Source organism: Vibrio sp. OPT41, assembly GCF_015163595.1.
Classification (GTDB): Bacteria; Pseudomonadota; Gammaproteobacteria; order Enterobacterales; family Vibrionaceae; genus Vibrio; species Vibrio alginolyticus.
The window spans coordinates 172,377-192,591 of the sequence record NZ_JADDYH010000074.1; the positions used below are offsets into that span (position 1 = coordinate 172,377).

At 44.7% G+C, this 20,215-nt stretch carries 17 protein-coding genes and 2 tRNA genes; 4 read left to right on the plus strand and 15 right to left on the minus strand.

The genetic code is table 11. The features are described from left to right. Positions 1–35 precede the first annotated feature (35 nt). The 12 genes from truB to rlmE form a co-directional block, all read right to left on the minus strand. Complete coding sequence (truB, locus tag IQP38_RS24665; RefSeq protein ID WP_017635892.1) at positions 36–989, minus strand: tRNA pseudouridine(55) synthase TruB; 954 nt, start codon at positions 987–989, stop codon at positions 36–38. After that, a complete protein-coding gene (gene rbfA, locus IQP38_RS24670) occupies positions 989–1,384 on the minus strand; it encodes a 30S ribosome-binding factor RbfA (protein ID WP_005380087.1) in 396 nt (131 codons plus the stop codon). Before rbfA ends, truB begins: the two co-directional genes overlap by 1 nt. A gap of 114 nt (positions 1,385–1,498) precedes the next feature. Next, the gene (gene infB, locus IQP38_RS24675; protein ID WP_005380086.1) at positions 1,499–4,210 is read right to left on the minus strand and encodes a translation initiation factor IF-2; all 2,712 of its coding nucleotides are present in this window, start codon (positions 4,208–4,210) and stop codon (positions 1,499–1,501) included. Positions 4,211–4,232: 22 nt separating this feature from the next. Further along, positions 4,233–5,720, minus strand: coding sequence for a transcription termination factor NusA (gene nusA / locus IQP38_RS24680; protein ID WP_005380084.1), 1,488 nt, complete (start codon positions 5,718–5,720; stop codon positions 4,233–4,235). A 36-nt stretch (positions 5,721–5,756) separates the two neighbouring features. Continuing rightward, positions 5,757–6,212, minus strand: coding sequence for a ribosome maturation factor RimP (gene rimP / locus IQP38_RS24685; protein WP_005386424.1), 456 nt, complete (start codon positions 6,210–6,212; stop codon positions 5,757–5,759). Between the two features lie 225 nt (positions 6,213–6,437). After that, positions 6,438–6,514: transfer RNA gene (locus tag IQP38_RS24690), tRNA-Met, on the minus strand. A 56-nt stretch (positions 6,515–6,570) separates the two neighbouring features. Then, positions 6,571–6,654, minus strand: a tRNA-Leu gene (locus tag IQP38_RS24695). 16 nt (positions 6,655–6,670) lie between these two features. After that, positions 6,671–7,009: a preprotein translocase subunit SecG gene (gene secG, locus IQP38_RS24700; RefSeq protein WP_005380080.1), complete on the minus strand. Its 339-nt coding sequence runs from the start codon at positions 7,007–7,009 to the stop codon at positions 6,671–6,673. A gap of 220 nt (positions 7,010–7,229) precedes the next feature. Beyond that, positions 7,230–8,570 (minus strand): phosphoglucosamine mutase, encoded by a 1,341-nt coding sequence (glmM, locus tag IQP38_RS24705; protein ID WP_005388992.1) that lies wholly within the window; start codon positions 8,568–8,570, stop codon positions 7,230–7,232. A gap of 19 nt (positions 8,571–8,589) precedes the next feature. Continuing rightward, positions 8,590–9,420 (minus strand): dihydropteroate synthase, encoded by an 831-nt coding sequence (gene folP / locus IQP38_RS24710; protein WP_017635894.1) that lies wholly within the window; start codon positions 9,418–9,420, stop codon positions 8,590–8,592. A gap of 52 nt (positions 9,421–9,472) precedes the next feature. Next, complete coding sequence (ftsH, locus tag IQP38_RS24715; protein WP_017635895.1) at positions 9,473–11,446, minus strand: ATP-dependent zinc metalloprotease FtsH; 1,974 nt, start codon at positions 11,444–11,446, stop codon at positions 9,473–9,475. A 108-nt stretch (positions 11,447–11,554) separates the two neighbouring features. Further along, entirely contained in the window at positions 11,555–12,184 is a 630-nt protein-coding gene (rlmE, locus tag IQP38_RS24720; protein WP_005388985.1) for a 23S rRNA (uridine(2552)-2'-O)-methyltransferase RlmE, read from the minus strand. 138 nt (positions 12,185–12,322) lie between these two features. Between rlmE and yhbY the strand changes: the two genes are divergently transcribed. Further along, positions 12,323–12,619 carry a ribosome assembly RNA-binding protein YhbY gene (gene yhbY / locus IQP38_RS24725; RefSeq protein ID WP_005380066.1) on the plus strand — a complete coding sequence of 99 codons (297 nt, stop codon included), beginning with the start codon at positions 12,323–12,325 and terminating at the stop codon, positions 12,617–12,619. 84 nt (positions 12,620–12,703) lie between these two features. Here yhbY and greA read toward each other — a convergent pair whose 3' ends face one another. Beyond that, the gene (greA, locus tag IQP38_RS24730) at positions 12,704–13,177 is read right to left on the minus strand and encodes a transcription elongation factor GreA (RefSeq protein ID WP_005380065.1); all 474 of its coding nucleotides are present in this window, start codon (positions 13,175–13,177) and stop codon (positions 12,704–12,706) included. A 545-nt stretch (positions 13,178–13,722) separates the two neighbouring features. Between greA and IQP38_RS24735 the strand changes: the two genes are divergently transcribed. Continuing rightward, positions 13,723–14,745 carry a porin gene (locus IQP38_RS24735; RefSeq protein ID WP_005380064.1) on the plus strand — a complete coding sequence of 341 codons (1,023 nt, stop codon included), beginning with the start codon at positions 13,723–13,725 and terminating at the stop codon, positions 14,743–14,745. A gap of 186 nt (positions 14,746–14,931) precedes the next feature. Continuing rightward, positions 14,932–16,353, plus strand: a complete 1,422-nt coding sequence (gene dacB / locus IQP38_RS24740) for a serine-type D-Ala-D-Ala carboxypeptidase (protein WP_025768205.1) — start codon at positions 14,932–14,934, stop codon at positions 16,351–16,353. Here dacB and IQP38_RS24745 read toward each other — a convergent pair. Both IQP38_RS24745 and tyrS read right to left on the minus strand, forming a co-directional pair. Further along, on the minus strand, positions 16,332–17,177 hold the full coding sequence (locus IQP38_RS24745; protein ID WP_005380062.1) for a magnesium transporter: 846 nt from the start codon (positions 17,175–17,177) through the stop codon (positions 16,332–16,334). The genes dacB and IQP38_RS24745 overlap by 22 nt on opposite strands. A 418-nt stretch (positions 17,178–17,595) precedes the next feature. Then, positions 17,596–18,783, minus strand: coding sequence for a tyrosine--tRNA ligase (gene tyrS / locus IQP38_RS24750; RefSeq protein WP_193838118.1), 1,188 nt, complete (start codon positions 18,781–18,783; stop codon positions 17,596–17,598). 130 nt (positions 18,784–18,913) lie between these two features. Here tyrS and IQP38_RS24755 point away from each other — a divergent pair, with 130 nt between their 5' ends. Further along, entirely contained in the window at positions 18,914–20,206 is a 1,293-nt protein-coding gene (locus IQP38_RS24755) for a peptidoglycan DD-metalloendopeptidase family protein (protein ID WP_005386530.1), read from the plus strand. Positions 20,207–20,215: the final 9 nt, after the last annotated feature.

Genomic DNA, 20,215 nt, shown 5'->3' on the forward strand with positions numbered 1-20,215 from the left:
AAAATACCGACACTCAGGTCGGTATTTTCAATCATTTACTTGGATGCAACGTCATCTCGGAACACGACCAATCGCTTAGGAGCGATTTTGCCATCTTCGTTCATTTCGCCAACGCCAATAAACAAGCGTTCTTCACCCATAGTAAGGCGAAGTGAGCCCTCAGTCGGAGCACCAAATACTTGAACGGGCTGCCCATGTTGGACCATATTCGCCAGTTCAGGCACCAAGTTGACTTCTGGTAAGTCTTCTACCGCTGTATCCATTGGCAAAAGAAGTGGGTCCAGTAGCTCTCGAGGCGCTCGTTCCTCGCGGTGAGCTTGCTCTAGCAACTCATTTAGTTGCTCAAGTGTTACCATATTCTCGTAAGGGTATTTAGCAACACCAGTACGACGAAGCATAGTTACGTGCGCACCACAACCTAACATTTCGCCCAGATCATCAACGATAGTACGAATATAGGTACCTTTAGAGCAGTGCACTTCCATCTCTACTTCATCGCCTTCAAAACAGTGAAGAACAATCTCATATACCGTGATCTTACGAGATTCACGCGGAACTTCGATGCCTTTACGAGCGTATTCATACAAGGGTTTACCTTGATACTTCAACGCAGAGAACATGGAAGGCACTTGATCAGATTCACCACGGAACTGATCGATGCACGCTTCTAGCTTGTCTAACGTAACATCGACTGGACGCGTCTCTACAACTTCACCATCCGAGTCAGACGTATTGGTACGTTCACCCAGCTTTGCGATCACGCGGTAGCGTTTATCAGAATCAAGAAGAAACTGAGAAAATTTTGTCGCTTCACCCAAGCAAATTGGAAGCATGCCTGTCGCTAATGGGTCCAAGGCTCCAGTGTGGCCTGCTTTCTCAGCAAAGTAGATTCGCTTTACTTTTTGCAGTGCATCATTGGAAGAGATACCTGTTGGTTTGTCCAACAGTATAACACCATTAATTGGACGACCTTTACGACGACGAGCCATTATTCTTCGTCCTCACGACCAGAATCTTTTTGCTTTTGTTTGTCTGAACTAACGACTTCAGACACTAGGTTAGACATACGCATACCTTCAACCAGCGTATTGTCATAGTGGAAGCGGATTTCTGGCGTTAAACGTAGACGAATACGCTTACCTAACATCATGCGAATGTGCACTTCGTGCTCACGTAGCGCTGCTAGACATGATTCTGGTGTTTGCTCACCCACACACAGGAAGGTCACAAATACTTTTGCGTAAGCTAGGTCACGAGAGACTTCTACGTCTGAGATCGTCACCATGCCAAGGCGAGAGTCACGAACTTCACGTTGAAGGATCATCGCTAGTTCTTTTTGCAGCTGCTGTGCAACGCGCTGCGTGCGGCTAAATTCTTTTGACATATCTTTACTCTTATATAGAAAGAATGGGGGGTTGGTCAAAGCCAGCCCCCCATGGTGTATTCAACAACCAATTACTACTTATCTTTCAAAGACAATATTAGTAATTTTAGTCAATTAGTCTAGAGTACGTTTAATTTCAACGATTTCGAAGACTTCGATTTGGTCACCAACGCGAACATCATTGTAGTTCTTAACGCCGATACCACATTCGTAGCCATTCTTAACTTCTTGAACGTCATCTTTGAAACGACGTAGTGACTCTAGTTCACCTTCGTAAATAACAACGTTATCACGTAGTACACGGATTGGGTTGTTACGCTTGATCACACCTTCTGTAACCATACAACCAGCGATAGCGCCCAGTTTCGGTGACTTAAACACGTCACGAACTTCAGCAAGACCAATGATCTCTTGCTTGAATTCTGGAGCAAGCATACCGCCCATTGCTTGTTTCACTTCATCAATCAATTGGTAAATGATTGAGTAGTAACGTAAGTCAACAGCTGCGGCTTCAACAGCACGGCGAGCAGAAGCATCTGCACGAACGTTAAAGCCAAGGATGATTGCGTTTGAAGCTTCCGCTAGTACTACGTCAGTTTCCGTAATACCACCTACACCAGAACCAACGATGTTCACTTTAACTTCGTCAGTAGATAGCTTAACTAGTGAGTCAGCGATTGCTTCTACAGAACCTTGAACGTCTGCTTTAAGTACAACGTTAAGTTCAGCAACTTCACCAGCAGTCATGTTAGAGAACATGTTCTCTAGTTTAGATTTCTGCTGACGAGCAAGTTTCACTTCACGGAACTTACCAGCACGGTAGTTAGCTACTTCACGCGCTTTACGCTCGTCACGAACTACTGTTGCTTCATCACCTGAAGATGGTACACCTGAAAGACCTAGGATCTCTACAGGGATAGATGGGCCAGCCGAAGTAATTTCTTTACCTAGCTCATCACGCATTGCACGAACACGGCCGTATTCTTGACCACAAAGAACGATGTCGCCTTTGTTTAGTGTACCTGATTGAACAAGTACTGTTGCAACTGGACCACGACCTTTATCTAGGCGAGATTCAACAACAACACCAGATGCCATGCCTTCAGCTACAGCTGTAAGTTCAAGAACTTCAGACTGAAGAAGGATAGCTTCTAGAAGACCATCGATGTTTGTACCCTGTTTAGCAGAGATGTGAACGAACATGTTCTCACCGCCCCACTCTTCAGGAATAACGTCGTATTGAGCAAGCTCGTTCTTAACGTTATCTGGGTTCGCGTCTTCTTTATCGATCTTGTTCACAGCAACAATTAGAGGAACGCCTGCCGCTTTCGCGTGCTGAATCGCTTCTACTGTTTGTGGCATTACACCATCGTCTGCTGCAACTACAAGAACAACGATATCTGTCGCTTGAGCACCACGAGCACGCATTGCAGTAAACGCTGCGTGTCCAGGAGTATCAAGGAACGTGATCATGCCGTTGTCTGTTTCAACGTGGTACGCACCAATGTGCTGAGTAATACCACCCGCTTCGCCAGAAGCAACGTGTGTGCGACGGATGTAGTCAAGTGTTGACGTTTTGCCGTGGTCAACGTGACCCATGATAGTAACAACTGGAGCACGTGGAACTGCTTCCGCGTTAGTGTCACGGTCAGATAGTACCGCTTCTTCCAGTTCGTTCTCTTTACGAAGAACTACTTTATGGCCCATTTCTTCAGCAACAAGTTGTGCTGTTTCTTGGTCGATCACTTGGTTGATAGTCGCCATAGCGCCCATCTTCATCATTACTTTGATAACTTCTGTCGCTTTAACCGACATCTTGTTAGCAAGTTCTGATAGAACGATCGTTTCGCCAATTACAACGTCTTGCTTAGCAACCGTTGCTGACTTATCAAACCCGTGCTGCATTGAAGTCGGCTTAGCAAGTTTGCCCTTACGACCTCTACCGCCACGTTGGTTGTTACGGCCACCGCGAGCTTGGTCGTCTTTACCCGAAGCTGCTTTTTTCTTCTTACGACGACCGCCTTCTACTTTGCGATCTGCTTCATCTTCGGCTTCACGTGCGTATTGTGAAGTCGTTACATGGTAATCTGTATCTTCCATATCACCCTTTTTCTCTTCTGCAGCAGACCAACGCTCTTTATTCTTTTCAGCCAATTCGCGAGCTTCTTCAAGCTTGCGCTGACTTTCCTCTTCAGCCTTACGCTTAGCTTCTTCTTCCTGACGACGTTTAAGCTCGTCGGCCTCTTTTCGCGCTGCTTCTTGCTTAATTTTCTCTTCAGCATCACGCTTTGCTTTTTCTTCAGCATTACGTTGTGCATTCGTATCTACGTCTCGCTTCGCTTTTTCTTCAGCTTCACGTTTCGCTTTTTCTTCCGCTTCACGTTTTGCAGCTTCTTCAGCTTCACGTTTCGCAGCTTCTTCAGCTTCACGTTTTGCAGCTTCTTCTGCTGCACGTTTTGCTGCTTCTTCTGCTTCACGTTGTGCTGCTTCTTCAGCTTCACGTTTCGCTTCATCTTCAATTGTGCTGCGCTTCACGTATGTACGTTTTTTGCGCACCTCAACCTGAACATTCTTACTCTTACCACCACCCGCGTTCACACTAAGTGTACTACGAGTTTTACGCTGAAGCGTAAGGCGAGTCGGCTCTGAATCACCTGATTTATCACCGTGTTCTTTCTTTAAATGAGAGAGAAGCTTCTGCTTCTCTTCATCAGTAACATTGTCAGAGCTCGCCTTTTTAATGCCAGCGTCAGCAAGTTGTTCAATCAAGCGGTCGACTGGCGTACCAATCTCATCACTCAGTGCTTTAACTGTTAATTGTGTCATGCCGCTTCCTCCTTGCCGAAAATTATGCTTCTTCGCCGAACCAACAGATGTTACGTGCGGCCATAATTAGCTCACCTGCACGTTCTTCGGTCAGGCCTTCGATACCTTCTAAATCGTCAATACCTTGGTCAGCAAGATCTTCCAGTGTCGCTACACCTTTCGCTGCCAATTTAAATGCCATCTCACGCTCAAGACCTTCAAGTGCAAGTAGGTCCTCAGCTGGTTCTAGACCTTCAAAAGACTCTTCTTGTGCTAGTGCGATCGTCGTTAGTGCATCTTTTGCACGTCCACGAAGCTCTTCGATTAGTTCTTCATTCAAACCATCGATTTCTAGTAGCTCGTTAACTGGCACGTATGCGATTTCTTCTAGCGTTGAGAAACCTTCTTCAACAAGAAGTTGAGCGAAGTCTTCTTCAATATCTAGGTACTTCATGAAGTTTTCAATAGATGCTTGTGATTCTTCAGCGTGTTTCTTCTGAAGATCAGCAACTGTCATAACATTCAGTTCCCAACCTGTTAGTTGAGATGCTAGACGCACGTTTTGACCGTTACGACCGATAGCTTGCGCTAGGTTGTCAGCTTCAACTGCGATGTCCATTGAGTGTGCATCCTCATCAACGATGATAGAAGCAACATCAGCTGGCGCCATTGCGTTGATAACGAATTGAGCTGGGTTATCATCCCAAAGAACGATATCGATACGCTCACCACCAAGTTCGCCAGAAACAGCTTGTACACGTGCACCACGCATACCAACACACGCACCTACAGGGTCGATACGTTTGTCATTTGTTTTGACAGCGATCTTAGCGCGAGAACCAGGATCACGTGCTGCGCCTTTAAGCTCGATAATATCTTCTGCGATTTCAGGCACTTCAACACGGAACAGTTCTGCCAACATTTCTGGCTTAGAACGAGTGATGAACAATTGGAAACCACGTGCTTCAGGCGCGACTTTGTAAAGAAGGCCACGTACGCGGTCGCCTGGACGGAAGTTTTCACGAGGAAGTTGGTCATCACGCAGGATTACCGCTTCAGCGTTATTACCAAGATCAAGCACGATTGTGTCACGGTTTACTTTTTTCACGACACCAGTGATTAGATCACCTTCATTGTCGATGAACTGTTCAACGATTTGTGCGCGCTCAGCTTCACGAACTTTTTGAACGATAACTTGCTTAGCAGTTTGAGTCGTAATACGGTCAAACGTTACTGATTCGATTTCGTCTTCTACGTAGTCGCCAAGCTCGATTGAGTCATCTTCGTATTGCGCTGCTTCTAGTGAGATCTCTTTTGTAGGGTTCTCAACGTCATCAACAACTAACCAACGGCGGTAAGTGACAAACTCACCGGTTTTACGGTCAATGGCAACACGTACGTCGATTTCGATTTCGTATTTTTTCTTTGTAGAAGTTGCTAGAGCAATCTCAAGAGCCTCAAAGATACGCTCACGAGGTACCGCTTTTTCGTTCGATACCGCTTCTGCTACCGCTAAAATTTCTTTACTCATTATATTTAGCCTCTAAGCTTAAACTTTTTTAGGGAACTAAAATTTAGGGATCAGGTTAGCTTTGGAAATGTTACTTAGAGCAAACTCTTCTTGCTGACCGTCTACAGTAATTGTCACTGTTTCGCCATCAACACCGTGGATAATACCTTTCCACTTACGACGGTTTGCTACAGCCATTTTCAATACGATGCTGACCTCGTGACCAATAAATTGCTCGTAATGTGCTGCTTTAAAAAGTGGTCTTTCTAAACCTGGAGAAGACACTTCTAGGCTGTAAGCAACAGAAATTGGATCTTCAACGTCTAAAACTGCACTAACTTGGTGGCTAACTTCTGCACAGTCGTCTACGTTAATACCATTTTCATGGTCAATGTAGATACGTAACGTTGAGTGCGCGCCTGCACGAATGAATTCTAATCCAACTAACTCATAACCTGATGCCGCTACTGGCGCGTCAAGCATTTCAGTAAGTTGTCTTTCTAAACCAGTCATTTAACCACTCCAGAAACAAAAAAAGGGCTCAGAGCCCAATCAAAAAACCAAGCAGTATCTGAGCTATTTCAAAAAGCTCAGATAACAAAAAACCCCGATAGTCGGGGTTTTATGCTGCTGGACCCTGATACGTTAAGAATAGCCAACAATTGCTTTTCTTAACTCGTAGTGTGGTTAGCACTACGCAAACTTGCCAATCTACGATTTCCTTTTAAAGAAAGAGATTGGTTGCGGGGGCCGGATTTGAACCGACGACCTTCGGGTTATGAGCCCGACGAGCTACCAAGCTGCTCCACCCCGCGTCCGACTTGCTGAGCATTATACTCGCAAACAAGTGATTTACAAGTTTGTAAATACATGGTGCCGAGAGAGGGACTCGAACCCTCACACCTAAGGCACTAGCACCTCATGCTAGCGTGTCTACCAATTTCACCATCTCGGCATCAAAACCTTACAGCTTATTGAGGAATTTCATCACCCGCAGGGGCAGGAACTTCACTCGCTGCATCCTTAACTTGTTCAACAACTGGTTGACCTAACGTTGGGTCTACCCATTGTGATTCAGTCTGGTGCGTAGACATACGACCAAGTAACAAGCTAACGATAAAGAATACGGTTGCTAAAATAGCAGTTGTTCGGGTTAAGAAATTACCTGAGCCGCCAGCACCAAACACTGTGTTTGAAGCACCAGCACCGAACGAGGCTCCCATATCTGCGCCTTTACCTTGTTGAATCAACACAAGGCCAATCACACCAAGCGCTGCCAACAGGTAAATCACAAGTAGAACTGAAAACATTTTTTCCACCTATGTTCCAAATTGTTGAGCCAGCGCCGTTCAAAAGAACAAATCATAATGAACAAGGCTAGCGACCTCCTAACGGGAGGCGGAGCAATACTAGCGAAAGCCAGTAACGCTGACAAGGGAAAATTAGTAAAAAATCAATGCCAATGCGTTAAGCGCTCAAAAAAAGGGCAAAAGATGCCCTTTTCATTCAAGACATGCTTTAACGCAATGATTAACAACTTGCTTTAACAGCCTCAGCGATTTTCAATGCTGAGTGTTGAACTAGTTCACCATCTTCGCCTTCCACCATAACGCGGATCAAAGGCTCAGTGCCAGACTTACGCAGCAGTACACGCCCTTTATCACCAAGTGTCGCCTCTACTTCAGCGACAGCGTTTAATACAGCTGTAGCTTCAAGAGGGTTACTTTCTCCTGAGAAACGGACATTTTCTAAAACCTGAGGATATAATGTCATTCCTTGCGATAGTTCATATAAAGACATATCGCTGCCAATTACAGAAGCAAGTACTTGAAGTGCAGCAACAATCGCATCGCCGGTTGTGACTTTATCTAATAAGATCACATGGCCTGAGTTTTCAGCACCAATTTTCCAACCTTTTTCTAGCAGTTGCTCCATGACATAACGGTCACCAACAGCAGCACGTACAAACGGAATGCCTAGCTGCTTTAAACCATTTTCCATACCCAAGTTAGTCATTAGTGTACCAACAACACCACCCTTTAGCTCACCACGACGAAGTGCATCACGAGCGATGATATAAGCAATTTGGTCACCATCAACTTTGTTACCTAGGTGGTCGACCATAATGATGCGGTCACCATCACCATCAAATGCGAGACCAAGATGCGCTTGCTCTTCAACAACACGCTGTTGAAGAGCTCGTACGTCTGTTGCGCCCACTTTTTCATTAATGTTGATGCCGTTAGGCTCTACGCCCATAGCGATAACTTCTGCCCCAAGTTCTTTGAAAACATTTGGAGCGATGTGGTACGTTGCACCGTGCGCACAGTCTACTACGATCTTAAAGTTCGCAAGGCTCAACTCAGATGGGAAAGTACTCTTACAGAACTCGATGTAACGACCAGCTGCATCATTTAGGCGGGTTGCTTTACCAAGCTCAGCCGACTCCACACATTCAATTTCTTTATCTAACTCAGCTTCGATCGCCAATTCGATATCGTCAGGTAGCTTAGTACCCTCAGAAGAAAAGAATTTAATGCCGTTGTCGTAATATGGGTTATGTGATGCAGAAATCACAATACCAGCCTCGGCACGGAAAGTCTGAGTTAAATATGCCACAGCTGGAGTTGGCATGGGACCAGTAAATGTTGCTTTAAGTCCCGCAGCTGCAAGGCCAGCCTCTAGTGCAGATTCAAGCATATAACCTGAAATGCGTGTATCTTTACCTATGATAACTTTCTTTGTGCCTTGTTTCGCTAGTACACGACCAGCAGCCCAGCCAAGCTTAAGTACGAAGTCTGGAGTGATTGGGTATTGTCCTACTTTACCGCGCACACCGTCAGTACCAAAGTAACGTCTTTCATTCGACATAAACTTTCCTTTATTATTTTTAAATATTGTTTTTCGTCATCTCAACAACTTTCATCGCTTCGATTGTCTCTTCAAAGTCATGCACGCGAATGATCTGCGCGCCTTTCATCGCGGCAATCGTAGCACAAACGACACTTGCGTTCGTACACTCTGCCGCTGGCTTGTCTAACAGTTTGAAGATCATGGATTTACGAGACATGCCAGCCAAAATAGGCAGGCCGAATTCATGAAGCTTTTCAAGATGAGCAAGCATATGATAATTGTGTTCGATTGTTTTGCCAAAGCCAAACCCAGGATCGAGAATCAGTTGAGATTTATCAATCCCTGCTGCTTCACACGCCGCGATACGTTCTTCTAGAAAAGCCGACACGTCCCCCATTAAATCATCATAATGAGGGTCAACTTGCATGGTCCTAGGCTGACCTTTCATATGCATCAGACAAATTGGAAGGCTTGCTTCTGCTGCGACTTCCAGAGCACCTGGCTCTTGCAGCGAACGGATGTCATTGATCAAATCAGCCCCAGCATCAATTGCTTGACGCATCACTTCTGCTTTACTGGTGTCAACGGAAATCCATACATCATATTTTTCACGAATGGCTTTGATTACTGGGACAACACGCCTAAGCTCTTCTTCCAAAGACACATCCGGTGCACCAGGTCTTGTTGATTCACCACCAACATCAACAATACTTACACCAGCCTTTATCATTTTATCAACTTGAGCAAGAGCAAGTTCAATTGAGTTGTATTTACCGCCATCCGAAAAGGAATCCGGTGTCACATTTAGAATGGCCATGACATGTGGACGCGAAAGGTCCAAAGATTTGTTATTTGCTGTAATCATCATCATAAACACAAAAACCCCGAGATAACTCGGGGTTTAATATTATCGATACTCTTTATTCAGAGTCTTTCTTTTCAGGCGCTTCGTTAGAAGTTGTTTCAGAAGAGCTAGGCTGTTCTGCATCTTTCGCAGTCTCCGTTGCTTCTTCTTTAACTTCTTGCTTTGCTTGAGGCTTGTCGCTGTCTTCTGGTTTGCTTGCTGAGTTATCACTCCAGCCCGCAGGCTCACGAATTTCAGCTTTGCGCTCCATTAAGTCATCAATCTGGCGAGCATCAATGGTTTCATACTTCATCAGCGCATCTTTCATCGCATGCATGATATCCATGTTCTCTTGAAGAATCTTCTTCGCACGATCGTAGTTGCGGTCAATGATCTGACGAACTTCGTCATCAATCAACTTCGCTGTATCGTCAGACACATGTTTAGTCTGAGTTACACTACGCCCTAAGAACACTTCGCCTTCATCTTCTGCATACAGCAGAGGGCCAAGCTTTTCAGAGAAACCCCATTGAGTAACCATCTTACGAGCAATATCTGTTGCGCGCTCGATATCATTAGAAGCACCGGTTGATACTTTGTCAGCACCGTAGATAAGTTCTTCTGCTAAACGACCACCGTACAAGCTAGAAATCATTGATTCTAGGTGTTGGCGAGACATACTCACGCGGTCCTGCTCTGGAAGGTACATTGTTACACCCAACGCACGACCACGTGGAATGATAGACACTTTGTACACTGGATCGTGTTCAGGAACCAAGCGACCAACAATCGCGTGACCCGCTTCGTGGTATGCGGTTGACTCTTTCACTTCCTCAGACATCACCATTGAACGGCGCTCAGCACCCATCATGATTTTGTCTTTCGCCAGTTCAAACTCAACCATAGAAACGTTGCGCTTGTTACCGCGCGCAGCAAACAGGGCTGCTTCGTTAACTAAGTTTGCTAGGTCAGCACCAGAGAAGCCTGGAGTACCACGTGCGATGAGAGAAGGCTCTACATCACCCGCTAGAGGGACCTTACGCATGTGAACTTTTAGGATCTGTTCACGGCCACGTACATCTGGAAGACCAACTACCACTTGACGGTCAAAACGACCAGGACGCAGTAGCGCAGGGTCTAGCACGTCCGGACGGTTAGTCGCAGCGATAACGATAATACCTTCGTTACCTTCGAAACCATCCATCTCAACGAGCATTTGGTTTAGTGTTTGTTCACGTTCATCATGACCACCACCAACACCTGCGCCACGTTGACGACCTACCGCATCGATCTCATCGATAAAGATGATACAAGGTGCAGCTTTCTTTGCTTGTTCAAACATGTCACGCACACGAGATGCACCAACACCAACGAACATTTCTACGAAATCAGAACCAGAGATAGTAAAGAATGGTACTTTCGCCTCACCGGCAATGGCTTTCGCTAGAAGCGTTTTACCCGTACCAGGAGGACCAACCATTAGAACACCCGTTGGAATCTTACCGCCCAGTTTTTGGAAGCGGCTTGGATCGCGTAGGTAGTCCACCAGCTCTTTCACGTCTTCTTTTGCTTCGTCACAGCCAGCAACGTCAGCAAAAGTTGTCTTGATTTGTTCTTCGCTCATCATTCGAGCTTTGCTCTTACCAAAAGACATGGCGCCTTTACCACCGCCGCCTTGCATTTGACGCATGAAGAAAATCCATACACCAATTAGTAAGATCATTGGGAACCAAGAGATGAAGATAGTACCAAGCAAGCTTTGCTCTTCTGGAGGCGTGCCTTGTACTTTCACGTTTTGGTTAATTAGGTCATCTAGAAGCTTTTGGTCATACACTGGCATGTAAGTGACCATTTTGGCACCGCCGCCACGACGAACAAAGCTAATTTCACCGTCTTTAAAAGTTGCTTCTTGAATCTGGCCTTGGCCAACTTCCTGTACAAACGTGGTGTAATCCACGGTTCTGCCATTGCTTTCTCCAGGGCCAAAGCTCTGGAATACCGACATCAATACGACGGCGATAACAAGCCACAGAATTAAATTTTTTGCCATGTCACTCAAGGTGTAAGCCTCTCGATAACTAATTGTAATTAAAGGTAGGGTACTACAGTTCATTAACTGTAGCTATAGTGTTAACACGCTCTCAAGAGAGCAAAATGGTTAACCTTTGTAACCAGTGGCTACGACGAAGACCTCTCGAGAGCGAGCTCGCGATGAGTCTGGTTTTCTAATTTTTACGGCTTTAAACATGTCTCGGACTTCTTTCACATACTGATCGAAGCCTTCCCCTTGGAAAACCTTTACGACAAAGCTACCATTAGGCGCTAGAACTTGTCGACACATATCTAAAGCTAATTCAACTAAATACATAGCGCGAGGTTGATCAACAGAATTGTTTCCCGCGATGTTAGGCGCCATATCAGACATTACTACGTCTACCATGGAAGGTTGGATCCTTTCTAGCAAAGCTTCCAATACCGCATCATCACGAAAGTCGCCTTGTAAAAAGCTAACGCCAGCAATCGGGTCCATAGGAAGCAAGTCACACGCAATGATCTGACCACTGTCCCCTACTATCTTAGCAGCATATTGAGACCATCCGCCCGGCGCGGCCCCCAAGTCGACGACTGTCATTCCAGGCTTTAACAATTTATCTTTCGTTTGAATCTCATCGATCTTGAAATAAGCACGTGAGCGGTAGCCTTTTTTTCGGGCTTCATTCGCGTATTTATCATCAAAGTGTTCTTTCAACCAACGACCAGAACTAGCCGAATGTTTTTGTTTACTCATTTTAATCCCAACAAGGCACAAATTGGAGCTATTGTTTTAATAGGCGCTACCTATTACTCAATAAATTATAGTCTTCAGCAATAGATGGCGTTAAAATAGCTTTTTTCAACCCTTATTTTAAAGAAAATTGGCCGCGTAATGAACCTAAGCACCAAACAAAAGCAGCACCTTAAAGGCCTAGCTCACAGTTTAAAACCTGTTGTGCTAATGGGCGCAAATGGACTTACAGAAGCCGTGCTAGCAGAAATTGAAATCGCTCTTAACCATCACGAACTTATCAAAGTAAAAGTTGCTTCGGAAGATCGTGAAACAAAACAGCTAATCATCGACGCTATCGTACGTGAGACGGGCGCTGAAAAAGTTCAGACTATTGGTAAAGTGCTTGTGCTATACCGCCAGTCTGAAGAGCGTAAAATCGAAATCCCTCGTAAGTAACTCTACTTACGTTGCTGAAGAAAAAAGGTCGCCTGAGGCGACCTTTTTGCGTTTTATCAGAGTAGTAATGCTACTCCAAACGACTTAGATATATTCTACTCGGTCAATTTCGAAGTCTTTCGCGCCACCCGGAGTTTGAATAGCAACTTCATCGCCTTCCATCTTACCAATCAGGCCACGAGCAATAGGTGAGCTCACTGAAATGCGACCTGCTTTGATATCGGCTTCGTCATCACCAACGATTTGGTACGTTTTTTCTTCTTCGGTGTCGATATCAATCAAGGTTACGGTTGAACCAAAAATAACTTTACCCGTGTTCTCCATCTTCGTTACATCAATAACTTGAGCAACTGACAGTTTGTATTCAATGTCACGGATTTGTGCTTCACAAATGCCCTGCTCTTCACGAGCGGCGTGATATTCAGCATTCTCTTTTAAATCACCTAGCTCACGAGCTTCAGCAATTGCCTCTGAGATCTGAGGACGTAGTTTAAGTAGACGATCGAGTTCTGCACGTAGCTTTTGCTCGCCACGTAGTGTCATTGGAACTTTTTCCATTTTATAACCTCAAGCCCAAATGGGTCTTTGGACAAAAAAAGCCCACCCTGTCATAGGACTGGGTAGTGCGCTTAAAGATGTATTTCGTTTAGTGTAAACAAACTCCCGGACGAAATCATCTTAATTCGAAAGACAGCAAGACTATGCCTTTTCGGCATAATGATATAACTCACTTTTAGAGCGGTTCTAGGGCGAATCACCTTCTCAATTTATTGAAAAACAACACTGTTCATTACACCAAAAACCTCAAAAAAGATAAAAACTAATCAATGTCAGGCCAATGTCATTGCCAATAATTTCAATCAAAAACAGTAATTTAAATAAAAACAACGCATAATTGAACAGTGTTCATCAGTGGGATTTATATCATTTTACTAACTCATACGGAAACTTTAGCAGTAAAACATGTCCAGCGAGTTGTTAGATCAATGGCTTACAAGTGCGAACTATATCGCTCAATTAGCCAATTTTGGACCAACAACTTGTGAGAGATCACCTCTCCCCCATACAACAATGATTATGGACAGCTAACTAGGACAAATAAGATGAAAAAGACTCTAATTGCTCTTTCTGTATCTGCAGCAGCTATGGCAACTGGCGTAAACGCAGCTGAACTTTACAACCAAGACGGTACTTCTCTAGAAATGGGCGGCCGTGCTGAAGCACGTCTATCTATGAAAGATGGCGACGCTCAAGACAAATCTCGCATCCGTCTAAACTTCCTTGGTAAACAAGAAATCAATGACAACCTATACGGTGTTGGTTTCTGGGAAGGTGAGTTTGAGACTGCTCAAAACGGTACTGTAGACGGCGACGACAAGAGCGATCTAGAAACTCGTCTTGCTTACGCTGGTCTTGGCGGTGCTTACGGTGAGTTCGCATACGGTAAAACTGAAGGTGCACTAGGCGTTATCACTGACTTCACAGATATCATGGCTTACCACGGTAACTCTGCAGCAGACAAACTAGCTGTATCAGACCGTACAGACAACATGATGGCTTACAAAGGCCAGTTTGAAAACCTAAGCGTAAAAGCAAGCTACCGCTTCGCTGATCGTATGGAAAACAAAAACACTGGTGAGTACTACGACAACAAACAAGACGGTTACTCTCTATCTGCAATCTACGCTCTAGCTGACACTGGTCTTGAGCTAGGTGCTGGTTACGCAGATCAAGACAAAGCTAACGAGTACATGCTAGCTGCATCTTACACAATGTCTGATCTTTACTTCGCTGGTGTATTCACTGACGGCGAGAAAATGGAAGATTCAAACAACAGTAACACAGTTGATTACACTGGTTACGAGCTAGCGGGTGCTTACACTCTAGGCCAAACAGTATTTACAACATCATACAACAATGCAGAAACTAACAACGAAACTTCTGCAAACAACTTCGCTGTTGATGCTTCTTACTACTTCAAGCCTAACTTCCGTGGTTACATTTCTTACAACTTCAACCTGATTGATGCAGGTGACAAGTTTGGTTCAACTGACACTAGCAAAACAGTTGCAACTAAGATCGATGCTGAAGACGAGCTAGCTCTAGGTCTACGTTACGACTTCTAATTCCGGTCTTTGACTAGAATATCGAATGCCCGCTTTAAGCGGGCATTTTTTATACTTCATTTTAAGCAGCGCGCCTTTCTCTCGTGTCTCATTCATGAAGACATTTGAAGCATTTCTTTAGTTACCTAGCATATTGAAAGGACTTGCGTATACTCAATCACATAACTCACCTTAGAAAGTATCATTATGTGTTTACGTTGGCTCTTGCTCATATTCTCTTCATTACTTTCTGCTTTTTCACAAGCGTACCCTCATCAAGAGGTGTTGCCTGAAGGCGCCCGCATCAGTTTAGTTGCGGAGAAACTCAGTGAAAATGCTGAGCTTGACGGTGTTCATCCTACCGAACAACTGTTCCCACCAGCGAGTACATTAAAAATCGTCACCGCATTAGCCGCAAAGCTAGAACTGGGTGATAATTTCCGGTTTCGAACCAAGCTGGAAACGTCGAACTCAGATGCAGTGATTTACTTTGTCGGCGACCCAACACTCCAAACCAACGACTTAAAATCACTTCTCACTCTAGCTAAGAAAAATGGCTTAAAACGGATTAACGGTGACCTATGGCTCGATAACAGCGCATTCACTGGTTATAACCGTGCGGTGGGCTGGCCGTGGGATATCTTGGGAGTTTGCTACAGCGCTCCGGCATCGACCATCACACTCAATAACAACTGTGTACAAGCCTCTATCTATACACAAAAAGATGGTGGAACGCGGGTCTACGTACCAGAGCATCAACCTATTCGTGTCACAAGTACCGTAGAAACAGTTTCTAAAACCATTAAGAAAAGTCGTCATTGTGACTTAGGTTTAGTTGCAAATCCCGATAACAACTACAAGCTAACAGGGTGCTTGGTTGAAAGAGACAAACCATTGCCACTGAAATTTGCGGTTCAAGACCCTGAGCGTTACACCAGTCAAAGGTTGGCGACTTTGCTCAAGGAGCTCAACATTGGGGTATCAGGAAAGATTAGGGTCGGTACGGCGCCAGAAAAGCAGCGAAAGCTCATCGCAATGCATCAATCAAAGGCCTTACCAGACATTCTTGAAGATATGCTCAAAAACTCTGACAACTTGATTGCCGACACATTAACTAAAACACTTGGTGCTAAATTTTTCGTTCAGCCAGGCAGTTTTACTAACGGTACAGAAGCGATCAAGCAGATCATTTTCGCCAACACTGGTATTGATATTCGTAATGCGCGCCTAGAAGACGGCTCAGGACTTTCGCGAAATAACCGGATCTCCGCGACCAAGATGGCTGAAATGCTGCGCTATATTTGGAAGCATGAAAACGAACTCAAATTGATTGCCATCATGCCGAAATCAGGTGAATCCGGCACATTAAAGTACCGACAAAGTATGCGAAAACTTCCAATTAAAGGACAGCTGATAGCGAAAAGTGGCTCTATCTACGGGACTTACAATATGGCTGGATATGGCTTGGATAAAAATGGTCAACCTAACACCATTTTTGTTCAGTTTGTTTCAGACTACTTCCCAGAAAAACGGGACGACAACACACCTGTCATCGCCCCGATTACACATTTTGAGCAGCTTTTTTACAATGACATTGTGAACTTTAGTCAGGCAATACCTAAGAAATAGTTCACCACGTTAAAGTAAATCCACATTCCTGAAATATCGACGATAGACGCAAGAACTGGACTCACCAATACGGCTGGGTCCAACTTGCAAGCTCGTGCAATAATTGGCAACAGCCCGCCCAATGTTGTAGAAATGGTGACTTGAATGAACAGCGCAACTGCTATTGCCAGTGCGATATCGGTCAGTTCAAAGCCTCCTGTTGATTGTCCTGCACTAAATAACATAATGCGTCCAATCATCACGATAGCGATCGCTAGCGCAATAAATAGAGCGACTCGGCTCTCTTTCCACAAAACTTCTAACCATTGGCGTTTTTTTAACTCTCCAGTAGCAAGAGCACGAATCACTAAAGTTGCTGCTTGTGTTCCTGTGTTACCACCAGCAGCTGCAATCACTGGCATGTACACTGCAAGTAAAACAAGCTGACTAAGGGTGTCCTCATACTGAGCAATGATCAAGCCTGACACTATCCCTAAAAGAGCCAGTGCAATGATCCACCCAATACGCTGCTTCACGTGCCCCAAAACACTAGTCGATAAATAACCATCAGGTGTATCAACTTCAGACATATGCAGACCTAATTGGTGAGCATAATGACGTGCGCGTTTGTCATGGCCTGCTTGCTCAAGTTGAGCAATAAGACTATTCACATAGCCGACAGAGCAATGCTGTAAAATACCTACAGCCTCATCAATCGGCATAACCGTAAGCAAATGGACTTGTTGCTCTTGCTCGTACTGCAAGAATGCATTGCGAGCTGCACCAATTTCTACTTCAGAAAAGTTTGGTGTTGTTTCAATAAAAGTGTTGTTCATTACCGTCATGGCGAATCTCCCGATTGGCATTGGTAACGACCATCGACAAAGCATGAAAAGCCACTCTTGCACGCTAAAAGTCAGACAACAAATAAGATGCACAGAGAAAACCAATGCGAATGCACTGTCTATTCAGAATGTATGAAGGAAATAACGAGAAAAAAATTAGAAAAGATGCCTCACCACTTAGGTAAGGCGGAGATCGCCAATACCGAAGCGGGTTATTTCGCTCCCTTAATCTTACTCACCCAACGACTGGGAGGATGGTCGGTATTGTTCATGTAAATCTCCGATAGCGCTGCCATTATTGGCAGCGCAAGTATAGTAGCAAAGTTCATCAGGTATGGAAGTTTTACTTTGCCGTTTTTGCTAAATTTTCATACAAAAAAAGCGCCCTTCGGACGCTTTCATTTGCAGTCATTATGGATTACTGAATAGTAATACGAGCAAATTTACGTTTACCTACTTGGAACACGTAAGTACCCGCTTCTGGAGCAAATTTGCTGTCCGCAATTTTTTCACCATCAATCTTCACAGCGCCCTGCTTAACCATGCGCATCGCATCTGACGATGATGGACATAAACCTGCTTCTTTCAACAGATTACTCACTGGGCGACCTGCGTCAAAGTCAAACTCTGGCATTTCATCAGGAATTTGGTTCTTCGCAAAACGGTTTACGAATTCTTGCTCTGCTGCATCGGCATCGGCTTCACTGTGGAAACGAGTAATAATTTCTTTTGCTAGCAATACTTTGATGTCACGAGGGTTTTTGCCCGCTTCTACATCAGCTTTGAATTGAGCAATCTCTTCCAGAGGACGGAAAGAGAGCAGCTCGTAGTAGCTCCACATTAGGTCATCAGAAATAGACATGATTTTACCAAACATTTCGCTTGGCGCTTCGCTGATACCGATGTAGTTGTTTGCTGACTTAGACATCTTCTTCTCGCCATCAAGGCCCACTAGAAGCGGCATCATCAGTACAACCTGAGGTTTTTGACCGTGAGACTTTTGCAGTTCACGACCCATTAGAAGGTTGAACTTCTGGTCTGTACCACCTAATTCAACATCCGTTTCCATTGCTACTGAGTCCCAGCCTTGTAGAAGTGGGTACATGAACTCATGAATAGCAATTGGCTGACCACCCGCGTAACGCTTTTTAAAGTCGTCACGCTCTAGCATACGAGCAACGGTTTGGTTTGCCGCAAGGCGAATCATACCTTCTGCGCCCAGTTCAGACAGCCACTCAGAGTTAAACTGAATTTTAGTCTTTGCAGGATCGAGAATTTTGAACACTTGCTCTTTGTACGTTTCAGCGTTACGCAATACGTCTTCGCGACTTAGCGGTGGACGAGTTGTGTTTTTACCTGTTGGGTCACCAACCATTGCAGTGAAGTCACCGATTAGGAACGTCACTTCATGACCTAGTTCTTGGAACAAGCGAAGCTTATTGAAAATAACCGTATGGCCTAGGTGAATGTCAGGTGCTGTTGGATCAGCGCCCAATTTAATACGTAGAGGACGGTCTTCTTTTAGTTTTGCGATTAGCTCTTCTTCTGGAATCAGCTCTTCAACACCGCGCTTAATCTCGGCTAGTGCAGCTTCAATGCTCGCCATTCTTGTTCACTCCCACAGATTTGGCAAAAATATAATAGCTGAACATATTACTTGAATAGCGATGCATTTTGAAACACGTTAGACTAGGTAGTTGTCACTTTTTCCGTTTAATTTAGCAATCAAGTACCTCATGCATTCGATTTTTGTCCGACTTCCACTCTTGCACAAAGTATTGATCGGTTTTTTTAGTGCGCTGATTATCTTCGCGCTCTTCTTTTTACCTGATCCGCAAGACCTAGACCCGCAGCAGAGCCGATTAAAAGTTGGTCAACATTATCCTGTGCCAGTTTCCCTCGAACTCAGTGCACTAAATAGTTCATCGCCTGCGGTTCCCGCCGTGCTGCGCTGGGAGACATACAAGGTAAAAAATGGCGAGAGTGCTGCCATCTTATTTAGTCGCGTAGGGCTTTCTGCTCGTCTATTACATGAACTGGTGTCATCAGACAAAGAAGTAGAAAAACAGTTAACTCGGCTTCGACCTGGTGACCGATTGCAATTTGGCTTTGACGAAAATAACGACTTGGTGCAGCTAAGAAGGACACTAAGCGCGTTCGAGACTTTTCGTATCACATTAAAAGACGGCAAGTACGTTTCTGAAGTTGATAAAAAAGAAGTCGACTTCCAGTACAACTACGCTGAAGCCACCATCAAATCAAACTTTTGGAATGCAGGAATATCTTCTGGATTAAATGGTAACCAAATCATGGAACTGGCTGGCATATTTGGTTGGGACATCGACTTTGCTTTAGATATTCGTAAAAACGACAGCTTCCGAGTACTTTACCAAGAGGAAGTGGTAGAAGGTGAAGTAATCGGCCGTGGAAAAATCATTGCTGCGATCTTTAAAAACCAAGGCGATACCTTTACCGCAATATTGGATCAGAAAAGTGGCAAGTATTACGACGAAAATGGGCGTGCAATGAAAAAAGCATTCTTACGCGCGCCGTTGGATTTCCGTCGAGTTTCGTCTAATTTCAACCCACGCCGCTTACATCCAGTGACGGGACGCGTTCGTCCTCATAGAGGCACGGACTATGCGGCACCAGTGGGCACCCCGATTTGGGCGGCTGGTGATGGCGTTGTTCAAAAATCGTCTTACAACAAATTTAATGGTAACTACGTTTTCATTAAACATAGCAATACTTACATTACCAAGTACCTGCACTTAACCAAACGTACTGTACGAGCTGGTCAACGCGTTAAGCAAGGCCAAACCATTGGTACGCTTGGCGGAACTGGCCGTGTAACTGGCCCTCACCTGCACTATGAGTTCCTTGTGAATGGTGTCCATAAAAACCCGCGCACGGTGAATTTGCCACAATCTAAATCCCTGACAGGCAAAGCGAGACAAACTTTCATGGCAAACGCGAAAATTAGCATGGACAAGCTTGAACGCTACAGCAAACTGCTAGCAATGAAGTAAGCCAGGTAT

Coding starts and splice junctions, on each gene's coding strand:
- rbfA (WP_005380087.1), bottom strand. CDS start 1,384: ATGTCAAAAGAATTTAGCCGCACGCAGCGCGTTGCACAGCAGCTGCAA.
- yhbY (WP_005380066.1), top strand. CDS start 12,323: ATGAACCTAAGCACCAAACAAAAGCAGCACCTTAAAGGCCTAGCTCAC.
- IQP38_RS24735 (WP_005380064.1), top strand. CDS start 13,723: ATGAAAAAGACTCTAATTGCTCTTTCTGTATCTGCAGCAGCTATGGCA.
- secG (WP_005380080.1), bottom strand. CDS start 7,009: ATGTTTTCAGTTCTACTTGTGATTTACCTGTTGGCAGCGCTTGGTGTG.
- IQP38_RS24755 (WP_005386530.1), top strand. CDS start 18,914: ATGCATTCGATTTTTGTCCGACTTCCACTCTTGCACAAAGTATTGATC.
- truB (WP_017635892.1), bottom strand. CDS start 989: ATGGCTCGTCGTCGTAAAGGTCGTCCAATTAATGGTGTTATACTGTTG.
- dacB (WP_025768205.1), top strand. CDS start 14,932: ATGTGTTTACGTTGGCTCTTGCTCATATTCTCTTCATTACTTTCTGCT.
- greA (WP_005380065.1), bottom strand. CDS start 13,177: ATGGAAAAAGTTCCAATGACACTACGTGGCGAGCAAAAGCTACGTGCA.
- rlmE (WP_005388985.1), bottom strand. CDS start 12,184: ATGAGTAAACAAAAACATTCGGCTAGTTCTGGTCGTTGGTTGAAAGAA.
- IQP38_RS24745 (WP_005380062.1), bottom strand. CDS start 17,177: ATGACGGTAATGAACAACACTTTTATTGAAACAACACCAAACTTTTCT.
- rimP (WP_005386424.1), bottom strand. CDS start 6,212: ATGACTGGTTTAGAAAGACAACTTACTGAAATGCTTGACGCGCCAGTA.
- glmM (WP_005388992.1), bottom strand. CDS start 8,570: ATGTCGAATGAAAGACGTTACTTTGGTACTGACGGTGTGCGCGGTAAA.
- infB (WP_005380086.1), bottom strand. CDS start 4,210: ATGACACAATTAACAGTTAAAGCACTGAGTGATGAGATTGGTACGCCA.
- folP (WP_017635894.1), bottom strand. CDS start 9,420: ATGATGATTACAGCAAATAACAAATCTTTGGACCTTTCGCGTCCACAT.
- nusA (WP_005380084.1), bottom strand. CDS start 5,720: ATGAGTAAAGAAATTTTAGCGGTAGCAGAAGCGGTATCGAACGAAAAA.
- tyrS (WP_193838118.1), bottom strand. CDS start 18,783: ATGGCGAGCATTGAAGCTGCACTAGCCGAGATTAAGCGCGGTGTTGAA.
- ftsH (WP_017635895.1), bottom strand. CDS start 11,446: ATGGCAAAAAATTTAATTCTGTGGCTTGTTATCGCCGTCGTATTGATG.